Here is a 25,855-nt window from a genome sequence, read left to right as displayed (position 1 = left end):
GCCGACGCACCGGCCTTGCCCTTCGGCGCAACGAGATCTTCGAATACCGGATTGTCAGAGCGCCGGAAGAGGGCTAGGAAACCGCGTCCGCCGCAGACCGGCGGGCCAAGTCTCCGCGACCTTGCCAAAACGGAACACATGCCCATGACCCGCCTGCTTCCCGGCATCCTTGCCATGGCCGCCATCGTGGTGGCCTCGAACATCCTCGTGCAATTCCTGTTCGGCCAATGGCTGACCTGGGGTGCGTTCACCTACCCGCTGGCCTTCCTTGTCACCGACGTGATGAACCGCGTCTACGGGGTGGCGGCGGCGCGGCGCGTGGTGTTCACGGGGTTCGTCGTGGGGGTGGCCTGTTCGTTTGTCGGCACCCAGATCACCGGCGAGTTCGGCCCGCTGGTGACGCTGCGCATCGCGCTGGGCTCGGGCCTGGCCTTCCTGACCGCGCAGCTTCTGGACGTGGCGGTGTTCGACCGGCTGCGCGAGGGGCGCTGGTGGCGTGCGCCGCTGGCCTCGACGCTGATCGGCTCGACCGTGGACACGGCGCTGTTCTTCACCATCGCCTTCTCGGCCTGGCTGAGCGTGATCGAGCCCGCGAACGATGTCGGCTGGGCGAACGAGGCGCTGCCGCTGCTGGGGCTTGGGCCGGTCGTTCCGCTCTGGATGTCGCTTGCGGTGGCGGATTGGGCTGTCAAACTTGCCCTCGCCTTGATCGCATTGGTCCCGTTCCGCCTTATTGTTGGGCGGCTGACGGCACAGGTTGCGTGAATTAACTGGACATACACCAAATCTGTGGCAGGCTGGTCTCAACGGCAACAGCAGAAAGGAGGTGGTCCAGTGTCTAGAGTGAGATTGGAGAGAGGTGTTGGAACAGTCGGGAGGGCCGTGGCCTGAGGGCAGCCCCGAAGGCTGGACGCTTCCGATTGGGCCTGTCGCTCTAACCGGCCCATCTCCTTGGCTCTCGGGGCCGCCTGCAAGGGCGGCCCTTTCCAATTCCGGGGATCTGCCCCACTCTTGCCGCATGCTGCGCATCACCGACGACATCGCGATCGAGGATTGGGAACTGACCGAGGTCTTCTCGCGCGCGTCGGGGCCGGGCGGGCAGAACGTGAACAAGGTCTCGACCGCGGTCGATCTGCGCTTCGAGGCGGCGCGCTCGCCGAACCTGCCCGATCCGGTCAAGGCGCGGCTGAAACGGCTGGCCGGGCGGCGCTGGACGCTGGAGGGGGCTGTGCTGATCCGGGTGGAAGAGACCCGCAGCCAGGCGCGCAACCGCGAGATTGCCCGCGAACGGCTGGCCGAGCTGATCCGCACGGCACTGGACCCGCCGAAACGCCGGGTGCCGACGCGGCCCAGCCTGGGGTCGAAGCGCCGCCGCGTGAAGGCCAAGAAGGAGCGCGGCGAGGTCAAGACGCTGCGCGGGCGGGTATCGCCGGAGGATTAAGCGCGGGGTGCGGGAGGGGTTTCGCCCTGGCTGGCGCCAGGGCGACCCGGGGGGGGCGCTGCCCCCGGACCCCCGGGATATTTGACGCCAGAAGAAGGCAGGGGCGGCTTGGCTTGGCGCCTTTCCGGCCGGTCAGGCGGCGAAATCGTCCTTTGCATAGCCCTGGATATGGAGCAGCGCGGTCAGGTCGCCATGGTTGATGCGGATGTCGCATTGCGCGGCGACCGCGGGCTTGGCGTGCAGCGCCACGCCTGCCCCGGCGATCCCCAGCATGCCGAGATCGTTCGCGCCGTCGCCGACGGCCATCACCTGGTCGGGTCCGATCCCGAGCCGGGCGGAGATCCCGGTGAGCGCCGAGACCTTGGCCGCGCGGCCGAGGATCGGCTCGGCGACCTTGCCGGTGAGCTTTCCGTCCTCGACCAGAAGCGTGTTGGCCCGGTATTCGTCGAAGCCCAGATCGGCGGCGACGCGCGCGGCGAAGCTGGTGAAGCCGCCCGAGACCAGCACGCAATGCGCGCCATTCGCCTTCATCGTGGCGACAAGCTCGCGGCCGCCGGGCGTGTGGGTGATGCGGGTGGACAGAACCTTGTCGATCACATCGGAAGGCAGGCCCGCGAGCAGGGCCACGCGCTCGCGCAGCGCCCCTTCGAAATCGAGCTCGCCATTCATCGCGCGGGCGGTGATCTCGGCCACATGCGGGCCGACTCCCGCCTCGTCGGCGAGTTCGTCGATGCATTCCTGCCCGATCATGGTGGAATCCATGTCGGCGATCAGCATGCGTTTCCGGCGCCCCTCGGCGGGCTGGGCCACGAGATCGACGCCCAGCGCCTGGAACTCGGCCCAGATGTCGCGGAAATTGCCGGGGAGCGTCTCGACCGGGAATTCGGCGGCCACACCGGGCGCCAGCCAGAGCACCGCCCCCCCGCCCCAAACATTGCGCAGCGCCTCGAGTGCCGCAGGGTCGAGCGCCGGACGGGCGGGCGCGGTCAGCAGGGTGATGACATGCATGGGTGGGGTCCGTTCGGCTGCGCGCGTGTCGCGATTGGGCGTTGAAGCGGCGCAATAGCGCAGCTTTGCCCCTTGCGCCAGAGGGGGAAGGGGCGTAATGGCGGCGGTGGGACACCCCTCCCCAACGAGGGGCGCTTATCTGGAAGGATAGCATCGATGGTCATCGAGACTCCGGCTGCGCGGCCGGCAAACCCGCGTTTTTCCTCTGGCCCCTGCGCCAAACTCCCCGGTTTTTCCCTCGACATGCTGGCAGACGCGCCCCTGGGGCGCTCGCACCGTGCCGCCATCGGCAAGGCCAGGCTGAAGGCCGCGATCGAGGAGACCCGCGCGATCCTCGGGATCCCCGCCGAGTACCGCATCGGGATCGTGCCCGGCTCGGACACCGGCGCCGTTGAAATGGCGATGTGGTCGCTGCTGGGTGCGCGCGGTGTCGAGATGCTGGCCTGGGAAAGCTTCGGTGCGGGCTGGGTCACGGATGTCGTCAAGCAGCTGAAGCTGGATGCCGTGGTGCGCGAGGCGCCCTATGGCGAGATCGTGGATTTCGCGCAGGTCGATTTCGACAAGGACGTCGTCTTTACCTGGAACGGCACCACCTCGGGCGTGCGCGTGCCGAATGGCGACGCGATCCCGGCGGACCGTCAGGGCCTGACGATCTGCGACGCGACCAGCGCCGCCTTTGCGATGGACCTGCCCTGGGACAAGCTGGATGTGACGACCTTCAGCTGGCAGAAGGTGATGGGCGGCGAGGGTGCGCATGGCATGCTGATCCTGTCGCCGCGCGCGGTCGAGCGGCTGGAAAGCTACAAGCCCGCCTGGCCGCTGCCGAAGATCTTTCGCATGACCAAGGGCGGCAAGCTGATCGAGGGGATCTTCGAGGGCGAGACGATCAACACGCCCTCGATGCTGGCGGTCGAGGATTACCTTGTGGCGCTGGCCTGGGGCAAATCCATCGGCGGGCTGCCCGCGCTGATCGCGCGGTCGAACGCGAATTTCGCCGCCGTGCAGTCCTTTGTCGACAGCAAGCCCTGGATCGAGAACCTGGCGGTGGACCCGGCCACGCGCTCGAACACCAGCGTCTGCCTGAAATTCACCGACCCGCGCATCGCGGACGGCGCGGCCTTTGCCAAGGCCATCGCCAAGCGGCTGGAGAAGGAAGGCGTGGCGCTGGATATCGGGGCCTATCGGGATGCGCCTGCGGGCCTGCGGATCTGGTGCGGCGCCACCGTGGAAACGGCGGATGTCGCGGCCCTGATGCCCTGGATCGAATGGGCCTTCGAGGCCGAGATCGCCGCGCAGGCCGCCGCCGCCTGAGCCGGGACGGTGGGTTTCACCCACCCTACAGACCGCATTGAAGGGTGGGGGCACCCCCACCCTCTTTCCCCAGACATTCTGCAAAGGACCACGAAAATGGCTCCCAAGGTTCTCGTTTCCGACGCGCTGTCCGAAACCGCTGTCCAGATCTTCCGTGACCACGGGATCGAGGTCGATTTCCGCCCCGAACTGGGCAAGGACAAGGATGCGCTGATCGCGGCCATCGGCCAGTATGACGGGCTGGCCATCCGCTCGGCCACCAAGGTCACCGAAAAGGTGCTGGAGGCCGCCACCAACCTCAAGGTCATCGGGCGCGCCGGGATCGGGGTGGACAATGTGGACATCCACGCCGCGTCCAAGAAGGGCGTGATCGTGATGAACACGCCTTTCGGCAACTCGATCACCACAGCGGAACACGCGATTTCCATGATGATGGCGGTCGCCCGCCAGATCCCCGAGGCCAACGCCTCGACCCATGCGGGCAAGTGGGAAAAGTCCCGCTTCATGGGCGTCGAACTGACCGCCAAGACGCTGGGCCTGATCGGCTGCGGCAATATCGGCTCGATCGTGGCCGACCGGGCCATCGGGCTGAAGATGAAGGTGCTGGCCTATGACCCGTTCCTGTCCGAGGAACGCGCCGACAAGCTGGGCGTGCACAAGGTCGAGCTGGACGAGCTGCTGCACCGGGCGGATTTCATCACCCTGCACGTTCCGATGACCGAGAAGACGGCGAACATCCTGTCGCGCGAGAACCTGGCCAAGACCAGGAAGGGCGTGCGCATCGTCAACTGCGCCCGCGGCGGGCTGGTCGACGAGGCGGCGCTGGCCGAGATGCTGAAATCGGGCCATGTCGCGGGCGCGGCCTTCGACGTCTTCGCCGAGGAGCCGGCCAAGGAGAACGTGCTGTTCAACCTGCCCAACGTGGTCTGCACGCCGCATCTGGGCGCGTCCACCACCGAGGCGCAGGAAAACGTGGCGCTTCAGGTGGCCGAGCAGATGGCGGACTATCTGCTGACGGGTGCGGTGACCAACGCGATCAACATGCCGTCCATCACCGCCGAGGAAGCCAAGGTGATGGGGCCGTGGATCGCACTGGCGGGCCATCTGGGCAGCTTTGCCGGTCAGATGACCGACGAGCCGATCAAGGCGATCAACATCCTGCATGACGGTCTTGCCGCCGGGATGAACATCGAGGCCCTGAACTGCGCCGCCATCGCCGGTGTGCTGAAGGAGGCGAACCCGTCGATCAACATGGTCTCGGCCCCCATCGTCGCCAAGGAACGCGGCATCGCCGTGTCCACCACGACTCAGGGCAAGTCGGGCGTGTTCGACGGCTACATCAAGTTGACCGTGGTGACCGAGAAGCGCGAACGCTCGATCGCGGGCACCGTGTTCTCGGATGGCAAGCCGCGCTTCATCCAGATCAAGGGCATCAATATCGACGCCGAGATCGGCGAGCACATGCTTTACACCACCAACAAGGACGTGCCCGGCATCATCGGCGCGCTGGGCGCCACGATGGGCGCCCATGGCGTGAACATCGCGAACTTCACGCTGGGCCGCACCGGGCCGGGCGAGAACGCCATCGCGATCCTTTACCTCGACGACCCGATCCCGCAGGTGGTGGTGGACGAGTTGAAGGCCACGGGCCTGTTCCAGCAGGTCCGCCCGCTGGAATTCGAGGTCGGCTGAAAGCGGCCGGTTTGACAAAGGGGGCCCGTCGCGGGATATGCGACGGGCCCCTTTTCCCTTTCCGGAAGGCCCCGACATGCTGCGCAGCTATGCCATCGGCGACATTCACGGCCAGCTTGTCCGGCTTGAGGCGGCCCATGCGCTGATCGCGGCCGACCGGGCGCGGGTGGGCGACGATGCGGCACCGGTGGTGCATCTGGGCGATTATGTCGACCGCGGCCCCAATTGCCGCGGCGTGCTGGAGCATCTGGTGCAGGGGCTTGCGGCGGGCGAGCCGTGGATCCTGTTGCGCGGCAATCACGACCGCTTCATGCAGTATTTCCTGCGCCCTGGCTGTCCGCCCGAACCGGCGCGGCCCGATCTGGACTGGCTTTTGCCCAGCGTCGGCGGGCGCGAGACGCTGACCTCCTACGGGGTCGAGACGGGGATGCATCCCGACCGCGCCGCCCTGCACGCCGCGGCGGTGCGCGCGGTGCCCGACAGTCACAAGGCGTTGCTGGACTCGCTCTTGCCCTTCCATCGGCGGGGCGAGGTGTTCTTCTGCCATGCGGGCATCCGTCCCGGCGTGCCGCTTGAGGATCAGGTCGAGGACGATCTGATCTGGATCCGGGGCGAGTTCCTGGACGACCCGCGCGACCATGGCGTGCTGGTCGTGCATGGCCATACCCCCGTCGACCGCGTCACGCATTTCGGCAACCGCGTCGATCTGGATACCGGCGCGGGCTATGGCGGGCCGGTCTCGGCAGTGGTGATCGAGGGGCGCGAGGTCTTCCTGCTGACCCCCGAAGGCCGCCTGCCAGTCACGCCACGGGCCGGCCGGTGATAACCCGCACCCACCAGAAGGGCGATGCCGCGTCCGAGGCGGTCTATTCCCCCTGCGAAACCTATCGCTACCTCTTGACCCGCATCTGGGATCCGGCCGGGCCGAAGGCGCTGTTCGTGATGCTGAACCCCTCGACCGCGACCGAGCTGCAGAACGACCCGACCGTGGAACGCTGCGAGCGGCGCGCCCGCGCGCTGGGCTTCGGCGCGTTCCGGGTGACCAACATCTTTGCCTTCCGGGCCACCGACCCCAGGGTGATGCGCGCCGCCGCCGACCCCATCGGCCCGGCAAACGATGCCGCGATCCGCGACAGCGCGCCCTGGGCCGACCGGATCGTTTGCGCCTGGGGCAGCCATGGCGCGCATCTGGACCGCGGCCGGGCGGTCGAGCGGTTGTTGCGCGCGACCGGGCGGCCGCTGTTCCATCTGGGGCTGACAAGGGACGGCCAGCCGAAACACCCGCTTTACATCGGTTATGCGCAGCAACCGGAGTTGTGGACGTGACGGCGGCCCGGTCCTAGGCTGCGCCCGGGAGGGCGCGCCATGACATCGGACCTGCCGGGTTTCACATGCGAACGGATCGCCACCAACGGCATCACGCTGTCGGTGCATCGGGCGGGGCGGGGCGCGCCGCTGATCCTGCTGCATGGCTATCCGCAGAACCACATGTGCTGGCTGAACGTGGCGCCCGCGCTGGCCGAGCGGTTCCATGTGATCGTGCCCGACCTGCGCGGCTATGGCGACAGCGACGCGCCGCCTGATGACGTGGCCCACAATGTCTATTCCAAGCGCGAGATGGCGCGCGACATCACCGGGCTGATGGATGCGCTGGGGATCGGCCGGGCGCATCTGCTGGGCCATGACCGGGGCGCGCGGGTGGCCTATCGGCTGGCGCTGGACGCGCCGGAGCGGGTGGACCGGCTGGGGATCATCGAGATCGTGCCGACGGGCGATTTCTGGGCTGCGTGGAATGCCGATCTGGCGCTCAGGGCCTATCACTGGACCTTCCTTGCCCAGCCCGCGCCCTGGCCCGAGCGGATGATCGGCGCCGATCCCGTGGGCTATGTCGAGCACACGCTGGCAAGCTGGACGCTGGCGAAATCTCTGGACGTGTTCCCGCCCGCCGCACTGGCGGCCTATCGCAGGCAGGCCGCCGACCCCGCCCGGATCGCCGCGATGTGCGCCGATTACCGCGCGGGGGCCACGACCGACCGTCGCATCGACGAGGCCGACCGCGCGGCGGGCGCGCGCATCGCGGCGCCGGTGATGTTCCTATGGGCCGAGACGGGCTTTCCCGCGCGCACCGGGCGGCCCGCCGAGATCTGGCGCGCCTGGGCGGGCGATGTGCGCGACGCCGCATGCCGGTCGGGGCATTTCGCGATGGAAGAGAACCCCGGCGCGGTTCTGGACAGCTTTCTGCCCTTCTTCGAGGGGCGGGGCCGAGACGGGTGAGCCCAAGCAGCCGCATTAACCATGACACGCGAAAGTTGAACGCCTGAAAAACCCGCCGTTTCAGTGCCTTGCGCCCCCTGTCGGACGCGGCGATGCGCGGCGATGGCCGCATGGGGCGGGAAATGCCGCGGATCCGTTTACCAGTTAACCGCGCCGCCTTACTGCCGCCGCCTTGCCAGGAGTATGGTCGAAACGGGTGGCGTCCATGATGGGCGGCGAGTAGGAAATTGCGAAGGATCGGACGATGATTACTTTTGCAACTCTGCTGGGCCTGATGATGGTCAGTTCCACCGTCGATTTCGGCGGTGTCCTCGACTCGGAGGACGACGCGCCCGATGACGAAGCCGGTGAGCCTGACGGCGAGACGCCGGCCTTCGGCTTCGGGTTCGAGGATCTGCTGCGTCACGCGGTCTCGACGGATGAACTCGCGGAATCCGAGGCCGATCTTGCACATTATCTGGCGGATGAGGCCGCCTGCGACGCGGTGGCCGAAGGCGCGCATGACGCCGCCGCATCCGCCGGGTCGAGCCTTGACGACTGGCTGGCCATGACCAGCGGCGCGCCCACCCTGATCGACACCTATGACGAGGCGGAGGACGCGCTGTTCGTCGTCTACGACGCCGAGGCGCATCCCGATCCGGTGCTGTCGGTCGGCCCCTCGGATACCGGGGCGGAAGACGCGACGATCCTGCTGGACGGGATGCCGCTTGCCGTGGTCAGCGGCGGGGCCGGTCTGGACCTGTCGATGGTCAGCCTTGTGCCGGCGGCGCAATTCCCTGCCGCGCTGGCCGCCGGAGCCTGACGGCGCCGGGCTTGGCGCTGGCCGCCGCCTTGGCTAGGCTGACCCCACCCGCCGAAGCCGCCAGCGAGCCCCGATGCCTGACCCGACCCCAGCGCCCCGCCCGGATACCGACCTTGCCAGCGAGGTGGCCGCCCTGCGGCGCGAGGTGCAGGCCCTTAACGGCCAACGCTTCTTCGTGATCCACGGCTCGGTGCGCCGGATCCTGGCGGTGCAGTTCCTGCGCGGGCTTGCGATGGGCTTTGGCACGGTCGTCGGTGCGACCGCGCTGGTCTCGATCATCGCCTATTCGCTCAGCCAGATCGACTTCATCCCGGTCATCGGCGAATGGGCGGGCCAGGTCGCCCGGGAGATCCAGGAAAGCGCCGCCCCCTGACACCCGGCCCTTTACAAGGCGAGGGGGAATCCCCTATACGCCCGCATCCGTTCCGCCCGCCGGACGGATTTCTCCAAGGGCCCTGCTGGACGACATCCCGGCTTGTGCCGTCAATCCCTTGCATAGGAGGCCCCGATGTCGATCACCGCCGAAGAAAAGACCCGTCTGGTCAAGGAATTCGCCACCAAGGAAGGCGATACCGGTTCGCCCGAAGTGCAGGTCGCGATCCTGACCAGCCGCATTGCCACGCTCACCGAGCATTTCAAGACCCACAAGAAGGACAACCACTCGCGTCGTGGCCTTCTGATGATGGTCGCCCAGCGCCGCAAGCTGCTGGACTATGTCAAGGGCAAGGACGAGGCCCGTTATCAGAACCTGATCCAGCGCCTCGGCATCCGCCGCTGATCCGGCCCGGACCGCATCGACCGAAACGCCCGCCCAATCGGCGGGCGTTTTTCGTTCCGACGGCGCGACTGCGGCAGGGCCATGCCACGGGCGGGACCAGGCGAGCGAATCGTTAAGCTTTGAAAGCTTTCCAACAGGGTCAAAAACCTGTATGGCCCGCGCTATCTGAGACGTTGCGCCCGGACCCCGGCGCTCGGGATGGTGGAAGGGGTCGGCGGCAATGGGGCCGCCATTTCAACGGGAGACCCGGGATACGCCCGGGAGCGCTCCCACACAGGATACGATGATGTTCAACGTAACGACGAAAAGCATGCAGTGGGGGCAAGAGACCCTCACCCTCGAAACGGGCAAGGTTGCCCGTCAGGCCGACGGCTCGGTCATTGCCACGCTGGGCGAGACGAGCGTCATGGCCAACGTGACCTTCGCCAAGGTGGCGAAGCCCGGTCAGGATTTCTTTCCGCTGACCGTCCATTACCAGGAAAAATACTATGCGGCGGGCAAGGTGCCCGGCGGCTTCTTCAAGCGCGAGGCGCGTCCTTCGGAAAAGGAAACGCTGACCGCGCGGCTGATCGACCGGCCGATCCGGCCGCTGTTCGCGCCGGGCTTCAAGAACGAAGTGCTGGTGATGTGCACGGTGCTGTCTCACGATCTGGTCAACGATCCCGACATCGTGGCGATGATCGCGACCTCGGCCGCGCTGACGATTTCGGGTGTGCCCTTCATGGGGCCGATCGCGGGCTGCCGGGTGGGTTTCGTGGATGGCGAATACATCCTGAACCCCGAAGTCGAGGACATGCAGGATCTGCGCAACAATCCCGACCAGCGGCTGGACCTCGTGGTGGCCGGCACCCGCGACGCGGTGATGATGGTCGAATCCGAAGCCTACGAACTGACCGAGGCCGAAATGCTGGGCGCGGTGACCTTCGCGCATGAGCAGATCAAGCCGGTGATCGACCTGATCGTGAGCCTTGCCGAGGATGCCGCGAAGGAGCCCTTCGACTTCCAGCCGCCGGATTACTCGGCGCTTTACGAGATCGTGAAGGGTCTGGGCGAAGACAAGATGCGTGCCGCCTATGCGATCACCGACAAGCAGGAGCGTGTCACCGCCCTTGCCGCCGCCAAGGCGGATATCAAGGCAGGCCTGAGCGAAGAGCAGCTTGAGGATCCCAATCTCGACGCGGCGATCAAGAAGCTGGAATCGGCGGTGCTGCGCGGCGACGTGGTGAAACACGGCCGCCGGATCGACGGCCGCGCGCTGGACAAGGTGCGCCCGATCGAATGCGAGGTGGGCCTTCTGCCCCGGACCCATGGCTCGGCGCTGTTCACCCGCGGCGAGACGCAGGGCCTGGTCGTGACCACGCTGGGCACGGGCGACGATGAACAGATCATCGACGCGCTGCACGGCAATTCGCGCTCGAACTTCCTGCTGCATTACAACTTCCCGCCCTATTCGGTGGGCGAGGCCGGGCGCGTCGGTCCCCCCGGACGGCGCGAGATCGGCCATGGCAAGCTGGCCTGGCGCGCGCTGCAGGCGGTTCTGCCGGCGCCGACCGACTTTCCCTACACGATCCGCGTTGTCTCCGAGATCACGGAATCGAACGGCTCGTCCTCGATGGCGTCTGTCTGCGGCGGGTCGCTGTCGATGATGGATGCGGGCGTGCCGCTCAAGGCGCCGGTGGCGGGCGTCGCGATGGGCCTGGTGCTGGAGGAGGACGGATCCTTCGCGGTGCTGACCGATATCCTGGGCGACGAGGATCACCTGGGCGACATGGACTTCAAGGTCGCGGGCACCGAGAAGGGTATCACCTCGCTGCAGATGGACATCAAGGTCGCGGGCATCACGCCCGAGATCATGGAAAAGGCGCTGGCCCAGGCGAAAGAGGGCCGGTTGCACATCCTGGGCGAGATGTCCAAGGCGCTGACCTCGGCTGGCGAATTCTCGGTGCATGCGCCGCGGATCGAGACCATGCAGATCCCGACCGACAAGATCCGCGAAGTGATCGGCTCGGGCGGCAAGGTGATCCGCGAGATCGTCGAGATGTCGGGCGCCAAGGTCGACATCAACGACGACGGCACCATCAAGATCGCCTCGCCCAATGGTGAGGCGATCCAGAAGGCCTATGACATGATCTATTCGATCGTGGCCGAGCCGGAAGAGGGCAAGATCTACAAGGGCAAGGTCGTCAAGCTGGTCGATTTCGGCGCCTTCGTGAACTTCTTCGGCAAGCGCGACGGGCTGGTCCATGTCAGCCAGATCTGCGGCAAGCGGCTGAACCATCCGTCCGATGAGCTGAAGGAAGGCCAGGAGGTCTGGGTCAAGCTGCTGGGCTTTGACGACCGCGGCAAGGTGCGGCTGTCGATGAAGATGGTCGACCAGGAGACCGGCGAGGAACTCAAGCGCGAGAAGGAAGAAGTCGAGGAGTAATCGACCCTTTCCGCTGTCGAAACGGAAGGCCCCGGATGTCCGGGGCCTTTTTCGTGCGCCCATGGACAAAGGGGAAATGCCCTTGCCTTCCGGCGGATGGCCGGAGAAGGTCCGGAAGGAGGCGCCGGAGGGGAAGACATGATCGAACGCAGGAATTTCTATATCGACGGGGCCTGGGTGGCGCCGCGGGCGGGCCAGCCATGCGAGGTGATCGACCCCTCGACCGAGGAGCCGTTCGCGGTGATCTCGCTGGGCGGGCAGGCCGATACCGACGCCGCCGTGGCCGCCGCCCGCGCCGCGCAGCCGGGCTGGGCCGCAACGTCCAAGGCCGAGCGTTGCGATCTGCTGGCGCGCATCCTCAGGCTCTACAAGGCGCGCGCCGAGGATCTGGCGCAGGCGATGAGCCGCGAGATGGGCGCCCCCATCGACTTTGCCCGCACCAGCCAGGTCGGGGCGGGGGCCTGGCATATCAAGGGCTTCATCCACGCGCTGGACATGTTCGAGTTCGACCGCCCGCTGGGATCGCACGCGCCCGGCGACCGCATCCTGATGGATCCGGTGGGGGTCGTGGGCATGATCACGCCCTGGAACTGGCCGATGAACCAGATCACGCTCAAGGTGATCCCGGCGCTGGCCACGGGCTGCACGATGGTTCTGAAACCGTCGGAAATCGCGCCGCTCTCGGCGGTAATCTTTGCCGAGATCCTGAATGAGGCGGGCGTGCCGCCGGGTGTCTTCAACCTGGTGAACGGCGACGGGCCGGGGGTGGGCACGCAGCTGTCGGACCATCCCGATATCGACATGATCTCGTTCACCGGCTCGACCCGGGCGGGCATCGCGATCTCGAAGAACGCCGCCGACACGCTGAAGCGGGTGCATCTGGAACTGGGCGGCAAGGGCGCGAACCTGATCTTTGCCGATGCCGACGACACGGCGGTAAAGCGCGGCGTGCTGCATTGCTTCCAGAATACCGGGCAGTCCTGCAACGCGCCGACGCGGATGCTGGTCGAGCGGGCGGTCTATGACGCGGCCGTGGAAACCGCCCGCGCCGTCGCCGAAACGATGGAGGTCGGCCCGGCCGACCGCGAGGGCCGCCATATCGGCCCGCTGGTCAGCGCGGCGCAGTTCGACAAGGTGCAGGCGCTGATCCAGACCGGCATCGACGAGGGCGCGCGGCTGGTCGCGGGCGGGCCGGGACGGCCCGAGGGCGTCAACCGGGGGTATTTCGTGCGGCCCACGGTCTTTGCCGATGTGACCGACGCCATGACCATCGCGCGCGAGGAGATCTTCGGCCCCGTCCTGTCGATCATCCCCTTCGACACCGAGGAGGAGGCGGTCGCGATCGCCAATGACACCGAATACGGGCTGACCAACTATGTGCAGTCCCAGGACGGCGCGCGCTGCAACCGGCTGGCCCGGCACCTGCGCGCGGGCATGGTCGAGATGAACGGCGCCTCGCGCGGCGTGGGCAGTCCGTTCGGCGGCGTGAAACGGTCGGGCAACGGACGCGAGGGCGGCATCTGGGGGCTGGAGGAATTCTGCGAGGTCAAGGCCGTCAGCGGCTGGCACGAGGAAGCCGCTTGCCATACCCACGGGCATGGCGGCTGCGACTGCTGCTGAATCGAGCGCCTGCGGCGCACGCCTTTTTTGTTGGCGCCCTTGCGGGCGCGGTTCGGGTATTTGGACCAAGAAGAAGCCCATGGGTTTTCTTCCTGGCAGGAATACCCGCCCGCCGCAGGAGCACCGGCCCGCGGGGCCGGCCCGGTCAGAACGGGCAGTCGGCGCGGAACGCCATGCCCTGTCCGCCCTCGGGATGGCGCAGGCGCAGTTCCTCGGCATGCAGCATCATCCTTGGCGCCTCGCGCGCCGGACCGTCGGCATAGAAGGGATCGCCGAGGATCGGGTGGCCGATCTCGCGCATGTGGACGCGAAGCTGGTGGCTGCGCCCGGTCCTGGGGAACAGGCGCACGCGGGTCGTTCCGCCCTCGTGGCGCAGCACGCGCCAGTCGGTGATCGCCTGCTTGCCATTCGCGTGGTCGACCATCTGCAGCGGGCGGTTCGGCCAGTCGACGATCAGCGGCAGATCGACTGTTCCGGTCTTGGGTTCGAGCAGGCCCCAGAGCCGCGCGACATAGGTCTTCTTGGTCTGCCGCTTCTCGAATTGCAGGCCGAGATGGCGCTGGGCCTGGGGCGTCAGGGCAAAGATCACCACGCCCGAAGTGTCGCGGTCCAGCCGGTGGACCAGGAGCGCGTCGGGAAAGGCGGCCTGAACGCGCGAGAGCAGGCAATCGGCCAGATGCGCGCCCTTGCCCGGCACCGACAACAGGCCATGCGGCTTGTTCACGACAAGAAGCGCGTGATCGAGGTGGATCACCTCGAGCGGGGTATCGGGGGGGGCGTAATCTTCGCTCATATGCCCGGGCGGTAGCGGGTTCAGGCCCGCCGTGCAACCGGGCTTAGCGGGCGAAGGTCCGGGCCAGCAGCGCCGCAAGGCCCGTGGCGTCGTCCTGATCGAAGGCGGCGGGCCGGTTGCTGTCGATGTCGAGCACGCCCAGAAGATCGCCACGCGCGTTCCAGACGGGCAGCACGATTTCCGACCGCGTCGTCGCCGCGCAGGCGATATGGCCGGGAAAGGCGTCGACATCGGGCACCAGCTGCACCTGGCCGGTGCGGGCCGCGGCCCCGCAGACGCCGCGCGAGAAGGGGATCGTCAGGCAGCCATGGCCGCCCTGGTAGGGGCCGATCTTCAGCGTTTCGTTCCCGACATGGCGGTAGAAGCCGGTCCAGTCGAATCGGTCATCGGCATGGTGCAATTCGCAGGCCATGGTGGCCATCAGCGCCACGATATCGGTTTCGCCCTCGGTGAGTGCGGCAAGCCGAGCGGCCATTTCGGCGTAGTCGATCCGCATCCGCCCTGCCCCGTTTGTTAGCGTTCAGGCGGGCGCCGTCACGCCCCGGCCATCTGCGCGGCATCCGGGTTGCGCCGCCAGATCGAGAAATTCAGCGCGAAGGCGACGCTTGTCCAGACCAGATAGGGCGCGACCAGAAGCCCGGCGAAGAGGTCGATCCGCCAGAAGGCGACGACCATTGCCAGGACCGAGGCCCACATTCCGAAGAGCACGATCAGCGCCGGGAACAGGCGGTGCAAGCCGAAGAAGATCGGCGACCAGAGCGTGTTGAACACGATCTGCAGGCCCCAGATCGCCAGTGCGAAGGCCATTTCCGGATGGCCCGACAGCGCGATCCGCATCGCGGCATAGGCCATGGAGATGTAGAGGACGAACCAGGCCAGCGGGAACAGCCAGTTGGGCGGCGTCCAAGGGGGTTTGGACAGCGCCTCGTACCAGCGGCCCGGCGAAAAGAATGCGCCCGTCGATCCCGCCGCGAAGGCGGTTGCGAGGAACACGGCGAAGAGCGGCCAGTCGATCATCATGCGTGTCAGATAGCGCGCTTTCGGTCCTCGGCCAATGCGGCACGGTGCCTTGCTGCCTCGCGCGCCTTGAGTTGGGCGAGCACCGCGATGACCTCGCCCGCGCGGCCCTCGCCCCAAGGGTTGCCGGAGGGCAGGCGGTCGGCTGCGGCCTCGACGAGATAGGCGCATTCGGGAAGCGGCTTGCCATACAGAACCGCCGAGCGCGGCATGGCCGAGGCGGCCACCGCCTGCATCGAGGAGAGGATCAGCCAGCCGATCTTCTGCCCCTTGGAGGTAAAGGCGCGGCGGGTGATGCTGTCGTAATCCGCCCGCGCGATCTCGCGCCCGATGCCGCAATAGATGTGGCGCGCGGCATAGATGCCGGGCCGACAGGCGAAGGGCAATTCGGCCACGCCGGGTTCGGACCGGAAATAAAGCCGGGTGGCGTCGGACAGCAGGTGCTTGACCATGCGGCGGATCGGCTTGATGGGCTGCGGATCGGCGAGGAAGGCATCCAGATCGACGCCGAACTCGTCCATCCAGTCGGTCGGCAGGTAGAAGCGCCCCTCGCGCGCATCCTCGCCCACATCGCGCGAGATGTTCGACAACTGCATCGCGACGCCCAGATCGCAGGCGCGCGCCAGCGCATGCGGGCAGCGCACGCGCATCAGCACCGTCATCATCACGCCGACCGCCGCCGCCACCCGCGCGGAATAGGCATAGACATCCGACAGCGTGGCATAGCGCTTGCCCATCGCGTCCCAGGCCATGCCTTCCAGCAGCGCCTCGGGCAGGGTGCGCGGCATCTGGAATTCCTCGACCACGGCGGCAAAGGCGCGGTCGGCGGGCGCGTTGCGCGGCGTGCCGCGATAGATCAGCTCCAGCCGTTCGCCCAGGGTCAGCACCGCGGCGGCCTTGTCCTGCGTCAGGTCCACCGAATCGTCGGTCATCCGGCAAAAGGCATAGAGCGCGAGCGCAGGGTTGCGCACGCGGTCGGGCAAGAGCCGGGACGCGGCGTGGAAGGAATACGAACCCGTCCGGATCGAGGCTTCGCAATGCGCAAGATCCGCGGGGTCGATCATCTCAGCCTGCCGTCACGGGGGCGGCGTCCGGCACCAGCCCGGCCATCACCTCGGCCGAGGTGATCACGCTGGGCAGGCCCGCGCCGGGATGGGTGCCGGCACCGACCATGTAAAGGCCGTCGACCTCCTCCGAGATGTTGTGGGGGCGGAAATTCGCGCTCTGGAAGATGCGCGGCTCCAGCGAGAAGCCCGCGCCATAGGGCGAGAGGTAGCGGTCGCGGAAATCCTCGGGCGTGAAGAACAGGCTGGTGGAGACATGCTTGCCCAGTCCCGGCATCAGCTTGTCTTCCATGAAATCCTGCACCGCCTGGCGATAGCGTTCGCCATTGGCCTTCCAGTCGACGGGGCTGTCGGTATGCAGGTTGGGCACCGGCGAGAGCGCATAGAAGGTGTCGTCGCCCTCGGGCGCGGCGCTGGGGTCGGTGACGCTGGGCCGGTGGATGTAAAGGCTCATGTCATCGCACAGCTTTTCCTGGTGGAAGAAGATGTCCTTGACGAGGCCCTTGTAGCGCGGGCCGTTCAGAACCGTGTGATGGCCCACGTCCTTCCACATCCCCCGCGTTCCCTTCGTCCCGAAATACCAGACGAACAGGCCCATCGACCAGCGTTTCTTCGCCAGCGATTCGTCGGTCCAGCGCCAGCGGCGGTGGTTTCTGAGAAGCGTGTTGTAGGTGAACCCCGAATCGGCGTTCGAGACCACGATATCGGCCTTGACCACCTCGCCCGAGGCGAGGCGCACGCCCGTGACCTTGTGCGCGTAAGGCTGCCGTTCGACAAGGATCTCGTCCACCTCGGTGCCAAGGCGCATGAGTCCGCCCTGCCCCTCGATCACATCGGCCATGGCCTTGGCAATCGCGGCAACGCCACCCATCGCGTAATGCACCCCGAATTCCTTCTCGAGGTAGCTGACGAGGATATACATCGAGGTCACGTTGAACGGATCGCCGCCGATGAACAGCGGATGGAAGGACAGCGCCATGCGCAGGCGTTCGTCCTTTACCCGGCTGGCGGCATGGGCATAGACCGACTTGTCGGCGCGCAGCATCCCGAAGATATGCAACACCTTCACCAGGTCCATCCACTTGTGCATCGGTTTGCGGCCGAGATTCTCGAAGCCGAACCAGTAGCGTTTCTCGCTGTCCTTCAGGAACTGGTCATAGCCCGCCAGGTCCGAGGGCGACAGGCGGGCCACCTCGGCGCGCATGCCGTCGGTATCCTGCTGCGCGCGGAATCGTTCGCCGTCGGGGAAGACGATCTCGTAGAACGGATCCATCGGGACCAGCTTGACGTCCTTGTCGAAATCGCGCCCGCAAACCTCCCAGAGCGAGCGGAAGATCTGCGGGACCGTCACGATGGTCGGGCCAAGGTCGAAGCGATGGCCGTCCTGCCAGACCGCCGAGCCGCGCCCGCCGGGCACGTCGAGCTTGTCGATCACTGTGACGCGATAGCCCTTGGCGCCAAGGCGCATGGCCGCGGCGAGACCGCCAAGCCCCGCCCCGATCACGACCGCATGCGGACCAGCGGCCCGGACTGCTTCCTCCGCCAGGGCGGGATCAACTCGTGTCATCATGTCGCTAGGTTAAACCTGTCTAGTTTAGTTTACAATGCTTCTACCGGATGCGCGCCGGGTGCGTCATGTCCCTTTCGGTCGCACCTCGAACTGACATAGACGAACGACAGCTGCGAAGGAGAATCGCCAATGCAAGTCGTCACCATCAGCTTCTTCCGTTACAACAACTGGGCGTCCCGACTCGAGGCGCTCAGCCAGATGGCGCGCGGCCGCTTCGCGCTGAAGAATGTGCCGGGGCTGGAATTTTTCAAGATGCTCGGCACGGGTTCGGACGCGGGTTTCAACCCCAAGCCCAATGTCGACGTGAACGCGATCCTGTGCGTCTGGCCGGACATGGCGACCGCGAAGAAGGGGCTGAAGGAAAGCATCACCCATCGCATGCTGCGCAGCCATTCCTGCGAGACCTACACGATCTACCTGACGCCGATCTCGGCCAAGGGGTTGTGGTCCGGCGTCGAGCCGCTGCGGGTCACCGAAAAGCCCGACGCAAACGGCAAGATGGCGGTGCTGACGCGCGCCACCGTCAAGCTGCCCATCGCGCTGAAATTCTGGGCCGAGGTGCCGCAGATCCAGTCGCTGGTGGCCGAACACCCGAACTGCGCCTTCCATATCGGCATGGCCGAGGTGCCCTGGGTGCAGCAGGTGACCTTCTCGCTGTGGAACGACAAGCGCGAGATGACATCCTTTGCCCATGGCGATTGTCCGCATGGCCGCGCGGTGCAGCATGTCCGTGAAGGCAACTGGTTCAAGGAAGAGCTGTATGCGCGCTTCAACATCCTCGAAGAAGAGGGTAGTTGGGAAGGCGGGAGCCCGCTGAAGCGGCTGGATGCACCGAAGCCGGCGCCCGAGACCAAGGCCCAACCCAAGGCCGAGACATCGACGGACAAGGCGGCGCCGGGCAAGTCCAAGGCGCCCAGGAAATCGAAAGAGACTGCATGAGACAACCCTTTCCCTTCTCCGCCATCGTCGGGCAGGAGGAGATGAAGCAGGCGATGATCCTCACGGCAATCGACCCGGGGATCGGCGGCGTTCTTGTGTTCGGCGACCGCGGCACCGGCAAATCGACCGCCGTCCGCGCGCTGGCAGCCCTTCTGCCGCCGATCCAGGCGGTGGAAAGCTGTCCGGTGAATTCGCCCTCGCGCGATCAGTGCCCGGAATGGGCGCATCTGACCTCGGCCGCGATCGTGACGCGGCCCACGCCGGTGGTGGACCTGCCGCTGGGCGTGACCGAGGACCGGGTCGTGGGCGCGCTGGACATCGAGAAGGCGCTGTCCTCGGGCATCAAGGCGTTCGAGCCGGGCCTTCTGGCGCGGGCCAACAGGGGCTACCTCTATATCGACGAGGTGAACCTGCTGGAGGATCATATCGTCGACCTGCTTCTTGACGTCGCCCAGTCGGGCGAGAACGTGGTGGAACGGGAAGGGCTGTCGATCCGGCACCCGGCGCGCTTCGTGCTCGTCGGGTCCGGCAACCCCGAGGAGGGCGAGTTGCGCCCGCAATTGCTGGACCGCTTCGGCCTGTCGGTCGAGGTGGTCTCGCCCAAGGATGTCGACACGCGGATCGAGGTGATCCGTCGGCGCGACACCTACGAGACCGATTTCGAGACGTTCATGGAGAAATGGCGCCCGGCCGACGCGGAGCTGCGCGACCGGATCCTTGCCGCGCGGGCGCATCTGAAGACCATGGAAAGCTCGGACGACGTGCTGCGCGACTGTGCGGAACTCTGCCTTGCGCTGGGCTCGGACGGGCTGAGGGGCGAACTCACGCTGCTCAAGGCCGCGCGCGCGCTGGCTGCCTTCGAGGGGGCCGACAAGGTCAACCGCGAGCATGTGCGCAAGGTCGCGCCATCGGCGCTGCGCCACCGGTTGCGGCGCGATCCGCTGGACGAGGCGGGGTCCACCACGCGCGTTGCCCGGGTCGTCGACGAGGTGCTGGGTGAGCCTGCCTGACAATTCCGTCTGGACCCGGGTCGAGGTCGGCCTGAACGCGCTGGCCGTCGATCCGGTGGGGCTGGGGGGGCTGTGGCTGCGCGCGCGGTCCGGCCCCGTCCGCGACCGCGTGACCGAGGCGCTGGGGGGGCTTCCCCTGCCGCTGAAACGGCTTCATCCGTCCATCGGCGACGATCAGCTGTTCGGCAGCATCGACCTGACCGCGACGCTCTCTTCGGGCAAGCTGGTGGAACGGGCGGGCCTGCTGGCCCAGCCGGCCGTGCTGGTCCTGCCGATGGCCGAACGCACCCAGCCGGGCCTGGCCGCACGGCTGGCGGGCGCGCTGGACCAGGGGACCGGGCATTGCCTGATCGCGCTGGACGAGGGCGCCGAGCCCGGCGAGACGCTGCCCGAGGCGCTGACCGACCGGCTGGCGCTGCATGTCGATCTGGACGCCCTGCCCTGGGGCGAGACCGACCGGATCGTGCTGGACCAGGCGGCGCTGGCCGAGGCGCGCGCCCGGCTACCGCGGATCCGCGTGTCGGCGAGTGTGCTGGAGGATCTGACGCTGCTGGCCGTGCGGCTGGGTGTTCACAGCCTGCGCGCGCCCATGCTGGCGCTGCGCACCGCACGCGCCCTGGCCGCCATCGCGGGCAATGACGAGGTGGGCGTGGACGACCTGAAAGCGGCGGTGGAACTGGTGCTGGCGCCCCGCGCGACCCAGTTTCCCGAGGCCGAAGACGACCAGCCCCCCGAACAACCGCCCGACCAGCCCCCGCCCGAGCCGGAACCCGAAAAGGGCGAGCAGGACGAGGGCGAGGGCCAGTCGCTGGACGATCTGCCCTTGCAGGACATCCTGCTGGAGGCCGCCAAGGCCACCCTGCCCGCCGACCTTCTGGCGATGCTGGCGGCGAAACGGGCCAACCGGGGCGGCGGCGGCAATTCCGGCGCGGGTGCCAAGCGCAAGGGCAACCGGCGCGGACGGCCGATCCCCTCGCGGCGCGGGCGGCTGGAAACCGGCGCGCGGCTGGACGTGATCTCGACCCTGCGCGCGGCCGCACCGTGGCAGACGATCCGCAAGCAGGAAAGCCGGTTCGAGCGGTCGCTGCACATCCGGTCCGACGATTTCCGCATCAAGCGGTTCGAGGAGAAATCCGACCGGCTGCTGATCTTCGTGGTGGACGCCTCGGGCTCGGCCGCGATGACCCGGCTGGCCGAGGCCAAGGGCGCGGTCGAACTGCTACTGGCCGAAGCCTATGCGCGGCGCGACCATGTCGCGCTGGTGGCCTTTCGTAACGAAGGGGCGGAACTGCTGCTGCCGCCCACGCGGTCGCTGGTGCAGACTAAGCGGCGGCTGGCGGCCCTGCCCGGCGGCGGTGGCACGCCGCTGGCCGCGGGGCTGAAGGTGGCGCTGGAGGTCGCGATCCAGTCCAAGGGGCGCGGCATGACGCCCACCGTGGCGCTGCTGACCGACGGGCGGGCCAATATCGCGCTGGACGGGTCGGCCAACCGGACGCTGGCGGGCGAGGATGCCGAGCGCATGGCCACTGCGATCCGGTTGCAGGGCTTCCCCTCGATGGTGATCGACATGGGCCAGCGGCCCGAACGGTCGCTCAAGGCGCTGGCCGATACGCTGGGCGCCCCCTACATTCCGTTGCCAAGGGCCGATGCGAACCGGCTGTCCTCTGCCGTGTCGGCCGCCCTCGACGCCTAGAGGTGCCCTATGGACTGGACCCGGGACGGAAGCGACTGGCCGAACCGGGAGCATTCCCGCTTCGTCCGCCACCGCCCGCATTACTGGCATATCCAGGAGGCGGGCGTGGGGCCGGTCGTGCTGCTGCTGCATGGCACGGGCGGCGCCACCCATAGCTGGCGCGACGTCTTCCCGATCCTCGCGCGGCATTACCATGTCGTCGCGCTGGACCTGCCCGGGCAGGGCTTTACCCGGATGGGCGCACGGCAGCGCTGCGGGCTCGATTCCATGAGCCAGGACATCGCGGCGCTTCTGGATGGCGAGGGGCTGTTGCCCGACGCGATCGTGGGCCATTCGGCGGGGGCGGCGCTGGCGCTGCGGCTGGTGCGCGACCTGAAGCGCCCGCCCAAGGCCATCGTCGGGATCAATGCCGCGGTGGAGAATTTCAAGGGCATGGCCGGATGGCTGTTCCCGATGATGGCGCGGATGATGGCGCTCAACCCGTTCTCGGCCTCGGAGATCTCGCGCTGGCTGGGGAACGCCACGGGTGTCGAATACATGATCGCGGGGATCGGCAGCCGGATCTCGCCCGAGGGGCTGGCGCTTTACCGGCGGCTGGTGGCGGACCGGAACCACACCGACGCGACGCTGGCCATGGTGGCGCAGTGGACGCTGGACGGTCTTTGGCACGATCTGCCGGGGATCGAGGTTCCGACGCTGCTACTGGTTGGCGAGACCGACCGCGCCGTACCGCCCGCATCCTCGGCCCGGGCCGCCGCGCGGCTGCCGCGGGCCGAGATCGTCCGGATGCCGGGGCTGGGCCACCTCGCCCATGAGGAATCACCCGAAGACGTCACCGCGCTGATTTCGGCCTTTCTGACCGCGCATCTCGGATGAACGGGCGGGTGAAAAGGAAAGGGCCGCCCGGCTTGCCCTGGCGGCCCTTTCACCCTGCCCTGTGCTTCAGGCTCAGTCGTGCACGCCCAGGCTGACGAGATAGGCGTAGATATCCACCGCCTCGTCTTCCTTGCGGACCTTGTGAGTCATCGCACCGCGCGCGCTGCTGTCGCCAAGAAATTCGCGCAGGTAGCCGGTGGGGTCCAAGGTGTACTTGACGAATTCCTCTTCGGTCCAGACAAGGCCCTTCTCGCCGGCCGCTGTCATCGACGCGGAATACTTGAAGTCCTCGACCTCGCCGGCGTGACGGCCGGGCACCTTGTAGAGGTTGGGGCCAACCTTGGCGACGCGACCGGCAAGGGTTTCGCCTGCTTCGTTCACGACGACATGGCAGGTGATGCACTGGCGGAACGCCTTCTCGCCGGCCTCGGCATTACCGGAAGCCTCCTGGGCGAACACCGGCCCCGCGACGAGGGCTGCGGCCGCGGCAAGAGCGAACTGGTTCTTCATTAGTCTCTCCCTGACTCGAATGGTCGCTGCATACCATGGGGTGCGGTTTTTTCAAGGTCAAAGCAAATACCTGTCAACCCGCAATGATGTCCCGCAGCGGCGGAACAGGCCACCAAATCGCCGCGATGGGCGCAAGAAGGTCGCGGTTTGATCTTAGAGCGGTTCTAATGGTCGCGTCGCGGCGCCATTGCCGGTCCGGCGCGCCGCATTGACGCGGAATCTGCTGCCCCGGCGACATGTTGTCGCAGTCCGCCCTGCCGGATGATCCGAGGCGGACCGCCCTAAATCCCGCGCAGATCCTTTCGCCGAATCTCGGGCTTTTCGGGCGCGTCCTTGCGCGCAGGCAGCATCCAGCGCCAGAGCTTTTCGTCGGGCAGCGGCAGGACCATCAGCCAATGCTCCAGCAGCGCAAGCGCCGTGATCGCGGACAACAACGCGAAGCCCACGACCTCATGCGGGGCGGATACGGAGACCATCCGTTCGAGCCAGCAATAGACGGCGAAGGTCAGGAACGAGACGGAGAACGGGAACAGCCAGTTCAGGCGCGAGATGCGGAAATGGCTGGGCAGATGCGCAAGCGGTGTGGGCAGGAATTCGACATTGATCTTGGGCACGCCGAGAAACAGGTTCAGCTTGGCCGAGATGCGCGCGAAGAACAGCACGATGAAGGTCCACAGGCCCACCGTGTTCGGCGAATCGTATGTCGTCACGAGCATCACGAACAGGATCACCACCAGCAGCGTCTCGTGATACGCGATCGTGCCATAGGCCCGCATGAAGCGTTCCCAGCCGCGCGCCTCTTCGTGGCAATGGGTGGTGTTCGGGCCCGTGATCACCCCGGTCAGGAAGGCCAGCTCGACCCAGCCCCAGATCGCGAGGGCCGCGAGGAACGCCAGATAGGAGGCGCCCGCCGTTTCCATGTACCGGGTCAACTCGTAGAGCAGGACCCCGCCCCCAAGAAGGGGCAGGGCCACGATCGTGGCGCGCAGATGCGCCAGGCGCCCGCGATGCTCGGCCCGGCGCACGACCACGAGGATCGCTCCGGTGGAGAACCACCAGATGAAAAGCGCCGCGAGCGCCGCGAACCAGGCCGACTCGATCAATAGACGGGCTCCAGTCTGGTCTTCACGGGGACCTGATGTTTCTTCGCCGGGATCGTGAAGAGCATGGCAAAGGCCCATGCCGCCCGGGCGCTGCCGGCCCATTGCGAGAGCTTGCCGCCCACGCCGCCCGCCTTTTTCGCCCGGTCGACCTGGACCGAGGCCAACTGAAGGGCCTTGAGCCCCTTCATCCAGCGCGGGTGGTCGATGTCGAGGGTGATCGGGAAGACCTGTTTCGACAGTTCCGACGTCTTGCGGAACACCTCCTGCCCATACCAGTCGGTATCGACGTCCAGCGCCTTGTGAAAGGCCGGGCGTTGGTGGTCGCGGACATACATCGTGGCATAGACCGCGGTCAGGAAGAACTTGATCCACCAGACATTGATGCCCGAGGTCAGTTTCGGATCGGTCTTCATCAGCAGGGCGAAGGCCTCGCCATGGCGGAACTCGTCATTGCACCACTCGCGGAACCACTTGAAGATCGGGTGGAACCGCTTGTCGGGATGCGCCTCGAGATGGCGGTAGATCGTGATGTAGCGGGCGTAGCCGATCTTTTCGCTCAGGTAGGTGGCGTAGTAGATGAACTTGGGGCGGAAATGGGTGTATTTCTTCTTCTGCGTGAGAAAGCCCAGGTTCACCGCGATCCCCGCCTCGCGCAGCGCGTCGTTGATGAAGCCCGCATGCCGCGCCTCGTCGCGCGCCATCAGCTGGAACAGCTCGGTGATGTCCTGGTTCTTGCCGCGCCGCTTCATCTCCTTGTAAAGCACGCAGCCCGAGAACTCGGCCGTGCAGGAGGAGATCAGGAAGTCGATGAATTCCTTGCGTAATTCGGGGTCCATGCCGTCCCAGTCGACATGGTCCCAGTTCTCGTCCTTCTTGAAGTGGCCCTTGTTCGGGTCGGCCTTCATTTCCTCGATGAGCTGGTCCCAGTCCTTGCGGACGGGGGTGACGTCGATCGCGTCAAGCTCGTCGAAATCGGTGGTGTAGAAGCGCGGGGTCAGCAGGGTGTCCTGCATGGCGACCGCGGTTGCGCTTTCGCTGTCGAGGACGGCCTGGGCCTCCTGGATGGCAAGGCCCTCTTCGACGGTGGCGGCATCGGCGGTATGGACGTTCACAGCGTGGCCTCCTCGGAAAAGGAGAACTCGCAGAGCTCCATGACTTCCAGATCGCCGGTCAGCCGCGTCCACAGACGCTCGACGGCCGAGGCGCGAGTGATGGTGGCCACGCGATCCTCTGTCACGACCTCGCCATAGGGGGCCATGATCTCGGGGCCGTGCACGAGAACCTCGTCGCCCGGGTGGACGACGGCCCCGTTGTTGAACCGCACATGAGCGTGGAGGCTCTCGAACTTGTGGGAAACCTCAACCGTGCAGGGTGCGGTCTCCTTCTCTCGTGTAAAAAGTCCCATTTCCTGGTTCCCTGTTTTTTGTGGGAGGACCCATGTTCCCAATCCTCCCGGTCAATCCAGCAGCCGCGCGAAAGCTGCCGCGTTATCGGCACCGAAGCCGATCAGTTCCGCACGCCAACCGGTCAGGTCGTCGTACAGGGAGAGCCGCCCGCTTTCGTAGCGGACGAGCCTGACAGGCGCGTCGAGAGGCGCGTCGATCTTGCCGCGCTCATGCCGCAGCACCCGCCAGATGCCGGAGATGAACCCCCCTTCGAGGGGTCCGAATTCGCGAATGATGTTGCCATCGATATCGTAGACCGTGGCCCGGCCCGAATTGCTGCCCTCGATCACGATCTGACGTTCGATGGCAATCGGCGCGTTCTGGTCGGGAAGGGCCGACAGCGGCTTGTCCGTCAGACGCGCCCAGGTCACCATCACAAGCGCAAGCAGAACCATGCCGAACATGGCCTTGATCATGATCGGCGGGATCTTTTCCATCCCGTCGGTCTTCCGCGGGCGCTTCTGGGGGTCGGTGGCGGCCATTG

27 protein-coding genes are annotated in these 25,855 nt (G+C 66.8%); 16 read left to right on the top strand and 11 right to left on the bottom strand.

From position 1 onward, the window contains the following. The first annotated feature begins 144 nt into the window (after positions 1-144). Positions 145-765, top strand: a complete 621-nt coding sequence (locus tag NHN26_RS01425; protein ID WP_132693380.1) for a queuosine precursor transporter — start codon at positions 145-147, stop codon at positions 763-765. Positions 766-1,018: 253 nt separating this feature from the next. Beyond that, on the top strand, positions 1,019-1,441 hold the full coding sequence (gene arfB / locus NHN26_RS01420) for an alternative ribosome rescue aminoacyl-tRNA hydrolase ArfB (protein WP_253087736.1): 423 nt from the start codon (positions 1,019-1,021) through the stop codon (positions 1,439-1,441). 132 nt (positions 1,442-1,573) lie between these two features. Here the strand turns inward: arfB and serB are convergent, their stop codons facing one another. Beyond that, complete coding sequence (gene serB / locus NHN26_RS01415; RefSeq protein ID WP_253087735.1) at positions 1,574-2,449, bottom strand: phosphoserine phosphatase SerB; 876 nt, start codon at positions 2,447-2,449, stop codon at positions 1,574-1,576. Between the two features lie 156 nt (positions 2,450-2,605). On the opposite strand from serB, the gene NHN26_RS01410 reads away from it, so the two are divergent. The 10 genes from NHN26_RS01410 to NHN26_RS01365 all read left to right on the top strand — a co-directional run bounded on the left by NHN26_RS01410 (position 2,606) and on the right by NHN26_RS01365 (position 13,351). Beyond that, positions 2,606-3,760 (top strand): phosphoserine transaminase, encoded by a 1,155-nt coding sequence (locus tag NHN26_RS01410; protein WP_253087734.1) that lies wholly within the window; start codon positions 2,606-2,608, stop codon positions 3,758-3,760. 96 nt (positions 3,761-3,856) lie between these two features. Beyond that, positions 3,857-5,452: a phosphoglycerate dehydrogenase gene (serA, locus tag NHN26_RS01405; protein ID WP_253087733.1), complete on the top strand. Its 1,596-nt coding sequence runs from the start codon at positions 3,857-3,859 to the stop codon at positions 5,450-5,452. A 79-nt stretch (positions 5,453-5,531) separates the two neighbouring features. Further along, positions 5,532-6,275, top strand: coding sequence for a metallophosphoesterase (locus NHN26_RS01400; protein WP_253087956.1), 744 nt, complete (start codon positions 5,532-5,534; stop codon positions 6,273-6,275). After that, positions 6,272-6,778 carry a DUF1643 domain-containing protein gene (locus tag NHN26_RS01395; RefSeq protein ID WP_253087732.1) on the top strand — a complete coding sequence of 169 codons (507 nt, stop codon included), beginning with the start codon at positions 6,272-6,274 and terminating at the stop codon, positions 6,776-6,778. Before NHN26_RS01400 ends, NHN26_RS01395 begins: the two co-directional genes overlap by 4 nt. A 39-nt stretch (positions 6,779-6,817) precedes the next feature. Next, entirely contained in the window at positions 6,818-7,726 is a 909-nt protein-coding gene (locus NHN26_RS01390; RefSeq protein ID WP_253087731.1) for an alpha/beta fold hydrolase, read from the top strand. 244 nt (positions 7,727-7,970) lie between these two features. Further along, positions 7,971-8,528, top strand: a complete 558-nt coding sequence (locus NHN26_RS01385) for a hypothetical protein (RefSeq protein ID WP_253087730.1) — start codon at positions 7,971-7,973, stop codon at positions 8,526-8,528. 73 nt (positions 8,529-8,601) lie between these two features. After that, positions 8,602-8,901 (top strand): DUF5665 domain-containing protein, encoded by a 300-nt coding sequence (locus NHN26_RS01380; protein WP_253087729.1) that lies wholly within the window; start codon positions 8,602-8,604, stop codon positions 8,899-8,901. A 135-nt stretch (positions 8,902-9,036) separates the two neighbouring features. Beyond that, positions 9,037-9,306, top strand: coding sequence for a 30S ribosomal protein S15 (gene rpsO / locus NHN26_RS01375; protein ID WP_132693510.1), 270 nt, complete (start codon positions 9,037-9,039; stop codon positions 9,304-9,306). Positions 9,307-9,592: 286 nt separating this feature from the next. Beyond that, positions 9,593-11,731: a polyribonucleotide nucleotidyltransferase gene (gene pnp / locus NHN26_RS01370; RefSeq protein ID WP_253087728.1), complete on the top strand. Its 2,139-nt coding sequence runs from the start codon at positions 9,593-9,595 to the stop codon at positions 11,729-11,731. A 138-nt stretch (positions 11,732-11,869) separates the two neighbouring features. Further along, complete coding sequence (locus tag NHN26_RS01365; RefSeq protein WP_253087727.1) at positions 11,870-13,351, top strand: aldehyde dehydrogenase family protein; 1,482 nt, start codon at positions 11,870-11,872, stop codon at positions 13,349-13,351. 145 nt (positions 13,352-13,496) lie between these two features. Here the strand turns inward: NHN26_RS01365 and NHN26_RS01360 are convergent, their stop codons facing one another. Genes NHN26_RS01360 through NHN26_RS01340 form a run of 5 tightly spaced genes read right to left on the bottom strand, consistent with a single transcriptional unit; the run spans position 13,497 to position 17,795 of the window. Next, entirely contained in the window at positions 13,497-14,144 is a 648-nt protein-coding gene (locus NHN26_RS01360) for a pseudouridine synthase (RefSeq protein ID WP_253087726.1), read from the bottom strand. A gap of 43 nt (positions 14,145-14,187) precedes the next feature. Continuing rightward, on the bottom strand, positions 14,188-14,640 hold the full coding sequence (locus NHN26_RS01355; protein WP_253087725.1) for a GAF domain-containing protein: 453 nt from the start codon (positions 14,638-14,640) through the stop codon (positions 14,188-14,190). A gap of 38 nt (positions 14,641-14,678) precedes the next feature. Next, entirely contained in the window at positions 14,679-15,164 is a 486-nt protein-coding gene (gene tspO / locus NHN26_RS01350; protein WP_243641943.1) for a tryptophan-rich sensory protein TspO, read from the bottom strand. A 5-nt stretch (positions 15,165-15,169) separates the two neighbouring features. Continuing rightward, entirely contained in the window at positions 15,170-16,225 is a 1,056-nt protein-coding gene (gene crtB, locus NHN26_RS01345) for a 15-cis-phytoene synthase (RefSeq protein ID WP_253087724.1), read from the bottom strand. Position 16,226: 1 nt separating this feature from the next. Next, positions 16,227-17,795, bottom strand: a complete 1,569-nt coding sequence (locus NHN26_RS01340; protein ID WP_253087723.1) for a phytoene desaturase — start codon at positions 17,793-17,795, stop codon at positions 16,227-16,229. 129 nt (positions 17,796-17,924) lie between these two features. Between NHN26_RS01340 and NHN26_RS01335 the strand changes: the two genes are divergently transcribed. Genes NHN26_RS01335 through bchO form a run of 4 tightly spaced genes read left to right on the top strand, consistent with a single transcriptional unit; the run spans position 17,925 to position 22,313 of the window. Further along, positions 17,925-18,734: a spheroidene monooxygenase gene (locus NHN26_RS01335; protein ID WP_253087722.1), complete on the top strand. Its 810-nt coding sequence runs from the start codon at positions 17,925-17,927 to the stop codon at positions 18,732-18,734. Further along, the gene (gene bchI, locus NHN26_RS01330; protein ID WP_253087721.1) at positions 18,731-19,744 is read left to right on the top strand and encodes a magnesium chelatase ATPase subunit I; all 1,014 of its coding nucleotides are present in this window, start codon (positions 18,731-18,733) and stop codon (positions 19,742-19,744) included. Before NHN26_RS01335 ends, bchI begins: the two co-directional genes overlap by 4 nt. Beyond that, positions 19,731-21,437: a magnesium chelatase subunit D gene (locus NHN26_RS01325; protein ID WP_253087720.1), complete on the top strand. Its 1,707-nt coding sequence runs from the start codon at positions 19,731-19,733 to the stop codon at positions 21,435-21,437. Before bchI ends, NHN26_RS01325 begins: the two co-directional genes overlap by 14 nt. A 9-nt stretch (positions 21,438-21,446) precedes the next feature. Further along, positions 21,447-22,313, top strand: a complete 867-nt coding sequence (gene bchO, locus NHN26_RS01320) for an alpha/beta fold hydrolase BchO (RefSeq protein ID WP_253087719.1) — start codon at positions 21,447-21,449, stop codon at positions 22,311-22,313. A gap of 72 nt (positions 22,314-22,385) precedes the next feature. Here the strand turns inward: bchO and NHN26_RS01315 are convergent, their stop codons facing one another. From NHN26_RS01315 to puhC, 5 genes are all read right to left on the bottom strand, one after another. Beyond that, complete coding sequence (locus NHN26_RS01315) at positions 22,386-22,823, bottom strand: c-type cytochrome (RefSeq protein WP_253087718.1); 438 nt, start codon at positions 22,821-22,823, stop codon at positions 22,386-22,388. A gap of 281 nt (positions 22,824-23,104) precedes the next feature. Further along, the gene (gene puhE, locus NHN26_RS01310; RefSeq protein ID WP_290442747.1) at positions 23,105-23,926 is read right to left on the bottom strand and encodes a putative photosynthetic complex assembly protein PuhE; all 822 of its coding nucleotides are present in this window, start codon (positions 23,924-23,926) and stop codon (positions 23,105-23,107) included. Continuing rightward, on the bottom strand, positions 23,923-25,038 hold the full coding sequence (gene acsF / locus NHN26_RS01305; protein WP_253087717.1) for a magnesium-protoporphyrin IX monomethyl ester (oxidative) cyclase: 1,116 nt from the start codon (positions 25,036-25,038) through the stop codon (positions 23,923-23,925). The genes puhE and acsF overlap by 4 nt, the downstream gene beginning before the upstream one ends. Continuing rightward, positions 25,035-25,331 (bottom strand): hypothetical protein, encoded by a 297-nt coding sequence (locus tag NHN26_RS01300; RefSeq protein WP_132693524.1) that lies wholly within the window; start codon positions 25,329-25,331, stop codon positions 25,035-25,037. Before NHN26_RS01300 ends, acsF begins: the two co-directional genes overlap by 4 nt. Positions 25,332-25,382: 51 nt before the next feature. Next, positions 25,383-25,853 carry a photosynthetic complex assembly protein PuhC gene (gene puhC / locus NHN26_RS01295; RefSeq protein ID WP_253087716.1) on the bottom strand — a complete coding sequence of 157 codons (471 nt, stop codon included), beginning with the start codon at positions 25,851-25,853 and terminating at the stop codon, positions 25,383-25,385. Positions 25,854-25,855 lie beyond the last annotated feature (2 nt).

This window comes from Rhodovulum tesquicola, from assembly GCF_024128855.1.
GTDB classification, from domain to species: domain Bacteria; phylum Pseudomonadota; class Alphaproteobacteria; order Rhodobacterales; family Rhodobacteraceae; genus Rhodovulum; species Rhodovulum tesquicola.
This window is presented reverse-complemented; position numbering and strand designations above follow the sequence as displayed.

Excerpts from the sequence above, each read along its gene's own strand:
- arfB (WP_253087736.1), top strand. The coding sequence starts at position 1,019 with ATGCTGCGCATCACCGACGACATCGCGATCGAGGATTGGGAACTGACC.
- NHN26_RS01365 (WP_253087727.1), top strand. The coding sequence starts at position 11,870 with ATGATCGAACGCAGGAATTTCTATATCGACGGGGCCTGGGTGGCGCCG.
- NHN26_RS01410 (WP_253087734.1), top strand. The coding sequence starts at position 2,606 with ATGGTCATCGAGACTCCGGCTGCGCGGCCGGCAAACCCGCGTTTTTCC.
- rpsO (WP_132693510.1), top strand. The coding sequence starts at position 9,037 with ATGTCGATCACCGCCGAAGAAAAGACCCGTCTGGTCAAGGAATTCGCC.
- NHN26_RS01355 (WP_253087725.1), bottom strand. The coding sequence starts at position 14,640 with ATGCGGATCGACTACGCCGAAATGGCCGCTCGGCTTGCCGCACTCACC.
- pnp (WP_253087728.1), top strand. The coding sequence starts at position 9,593 with ATGTTCAACGTAACGACGAAAAGCATGCAGTGGGGGCAAGAGACCCTC.
- crtB (WP_253087724.1), bottom strand. The coding sequence starts at position 16,225 with ATGATCGACCCCGCGGATCTTGCGCATTGCGAAGCCTCGATCCGGACG.
- NHN26_RS01340 (WP_253087723.1), bottom strand. The coding sequence starts at position 17,795 with ATGATGACACGAGTTGATCCCGCCCTGGCGGAGGAAGCAGTCCGGGCC.
- NHN26_RS01360 (WP_253087726.1), bottom strand. The coding sequence starts at position 14,144 with ATGAGCGAAGATTACGCCCCCCCCGATACCCCGCTCGAGGTGATCCAC.
- NHN26_RS01385 (WP_253087730.1), top strand. The coding sequence starts at position 7,971 with ATGATTACTTTTGCAACTCTGCTGGGCCTGATGATGGTCAGTTCCACC.
- bchI (WP_253087721.1), top strand. The coding sequence starts at position 18,731 with ATGAGACAACCCTTTCCCTTCTCCGCCATCGTCGGGCAGGAGGAGATG.
- NHN26_RS01425 (WP_132693380.1), top strand. The coding sequence starts at position 145 with ATGACCCGCCTGCTTCCCGGCATCCTTGCCATGGCCGCCATCGTGGTG.
- bchO (WP_253087719.1), top strand. The coding sequence starts at position 21,447 with ATGGACTGGACCCGGGACGGAAGCGACTGGCCGAACCGGGAGCATTCC.
- NHN26_RS01300 (WP_132693524.1), bottom strand. The coding sequence starts at position 25,331 with ATGGGACTTTTTACACGAGAGAAGGAGACCGCACCCTGCACGGTTGAG.
- serB (WP_253087735.1), bottom strand. The coding sequence starts at position 2,449 with ATGCATGTCATCACCCTGCTGACCGCGCCCGCCCGTCCGGCGCTCGAC.
- NHN26_RS01335 (WP_253087722.1), top strand. The coding sequence starts at position 17,925 with ATGCAAGTCGTCACCATCAGCTTCTTCCGTTACAACAACTGGGCGTCC.
- serA (WP_253087733.1), top strand. The coding sequence starts at position 3,857 with ATGGCTCCCAAGGTTCTCGTTTCCGACGCGCTGTCCGAAACCGCTGTC.
- NHN26_RS01315 (WP_253087718.1), bottom strand. The coding sequence starts at position 22,823 with ATGAAGAACCAGTTCGCTCTTGCCGCGGCCGCAGCCCTCGTCGCGGGG.
- puhC (WP_253087716.1), bottom strand. The coding sequence starts at position 25,853 with ATGGCCGCCACCGACCCCCAGAAGCGCCCGCGGAAGACCGACGGGATG.
- NHN26_RS01380 (WP_253087729.1), top strand. The coding sequence starts at position 8,602 with ATGCCTGACCCGACCCCAGCGCCCCGCCCGGATACCGACCTTGCCAGC.
- NHN26_RS01390 (WP_253087731.1), top strand. The coding sequence starts at position 6,818 with ATGACATCGGACCTGCCGGGTTTCACATGCGAACGGATCGCCACCAAC.
- tspO (WP_243641943.1), bottom strand. The coding sequence starts at position 15,164 with ATGATGATCGACTGGCCGCTCTTCGCCGTGTTCCTCGCAACCGCCTTC.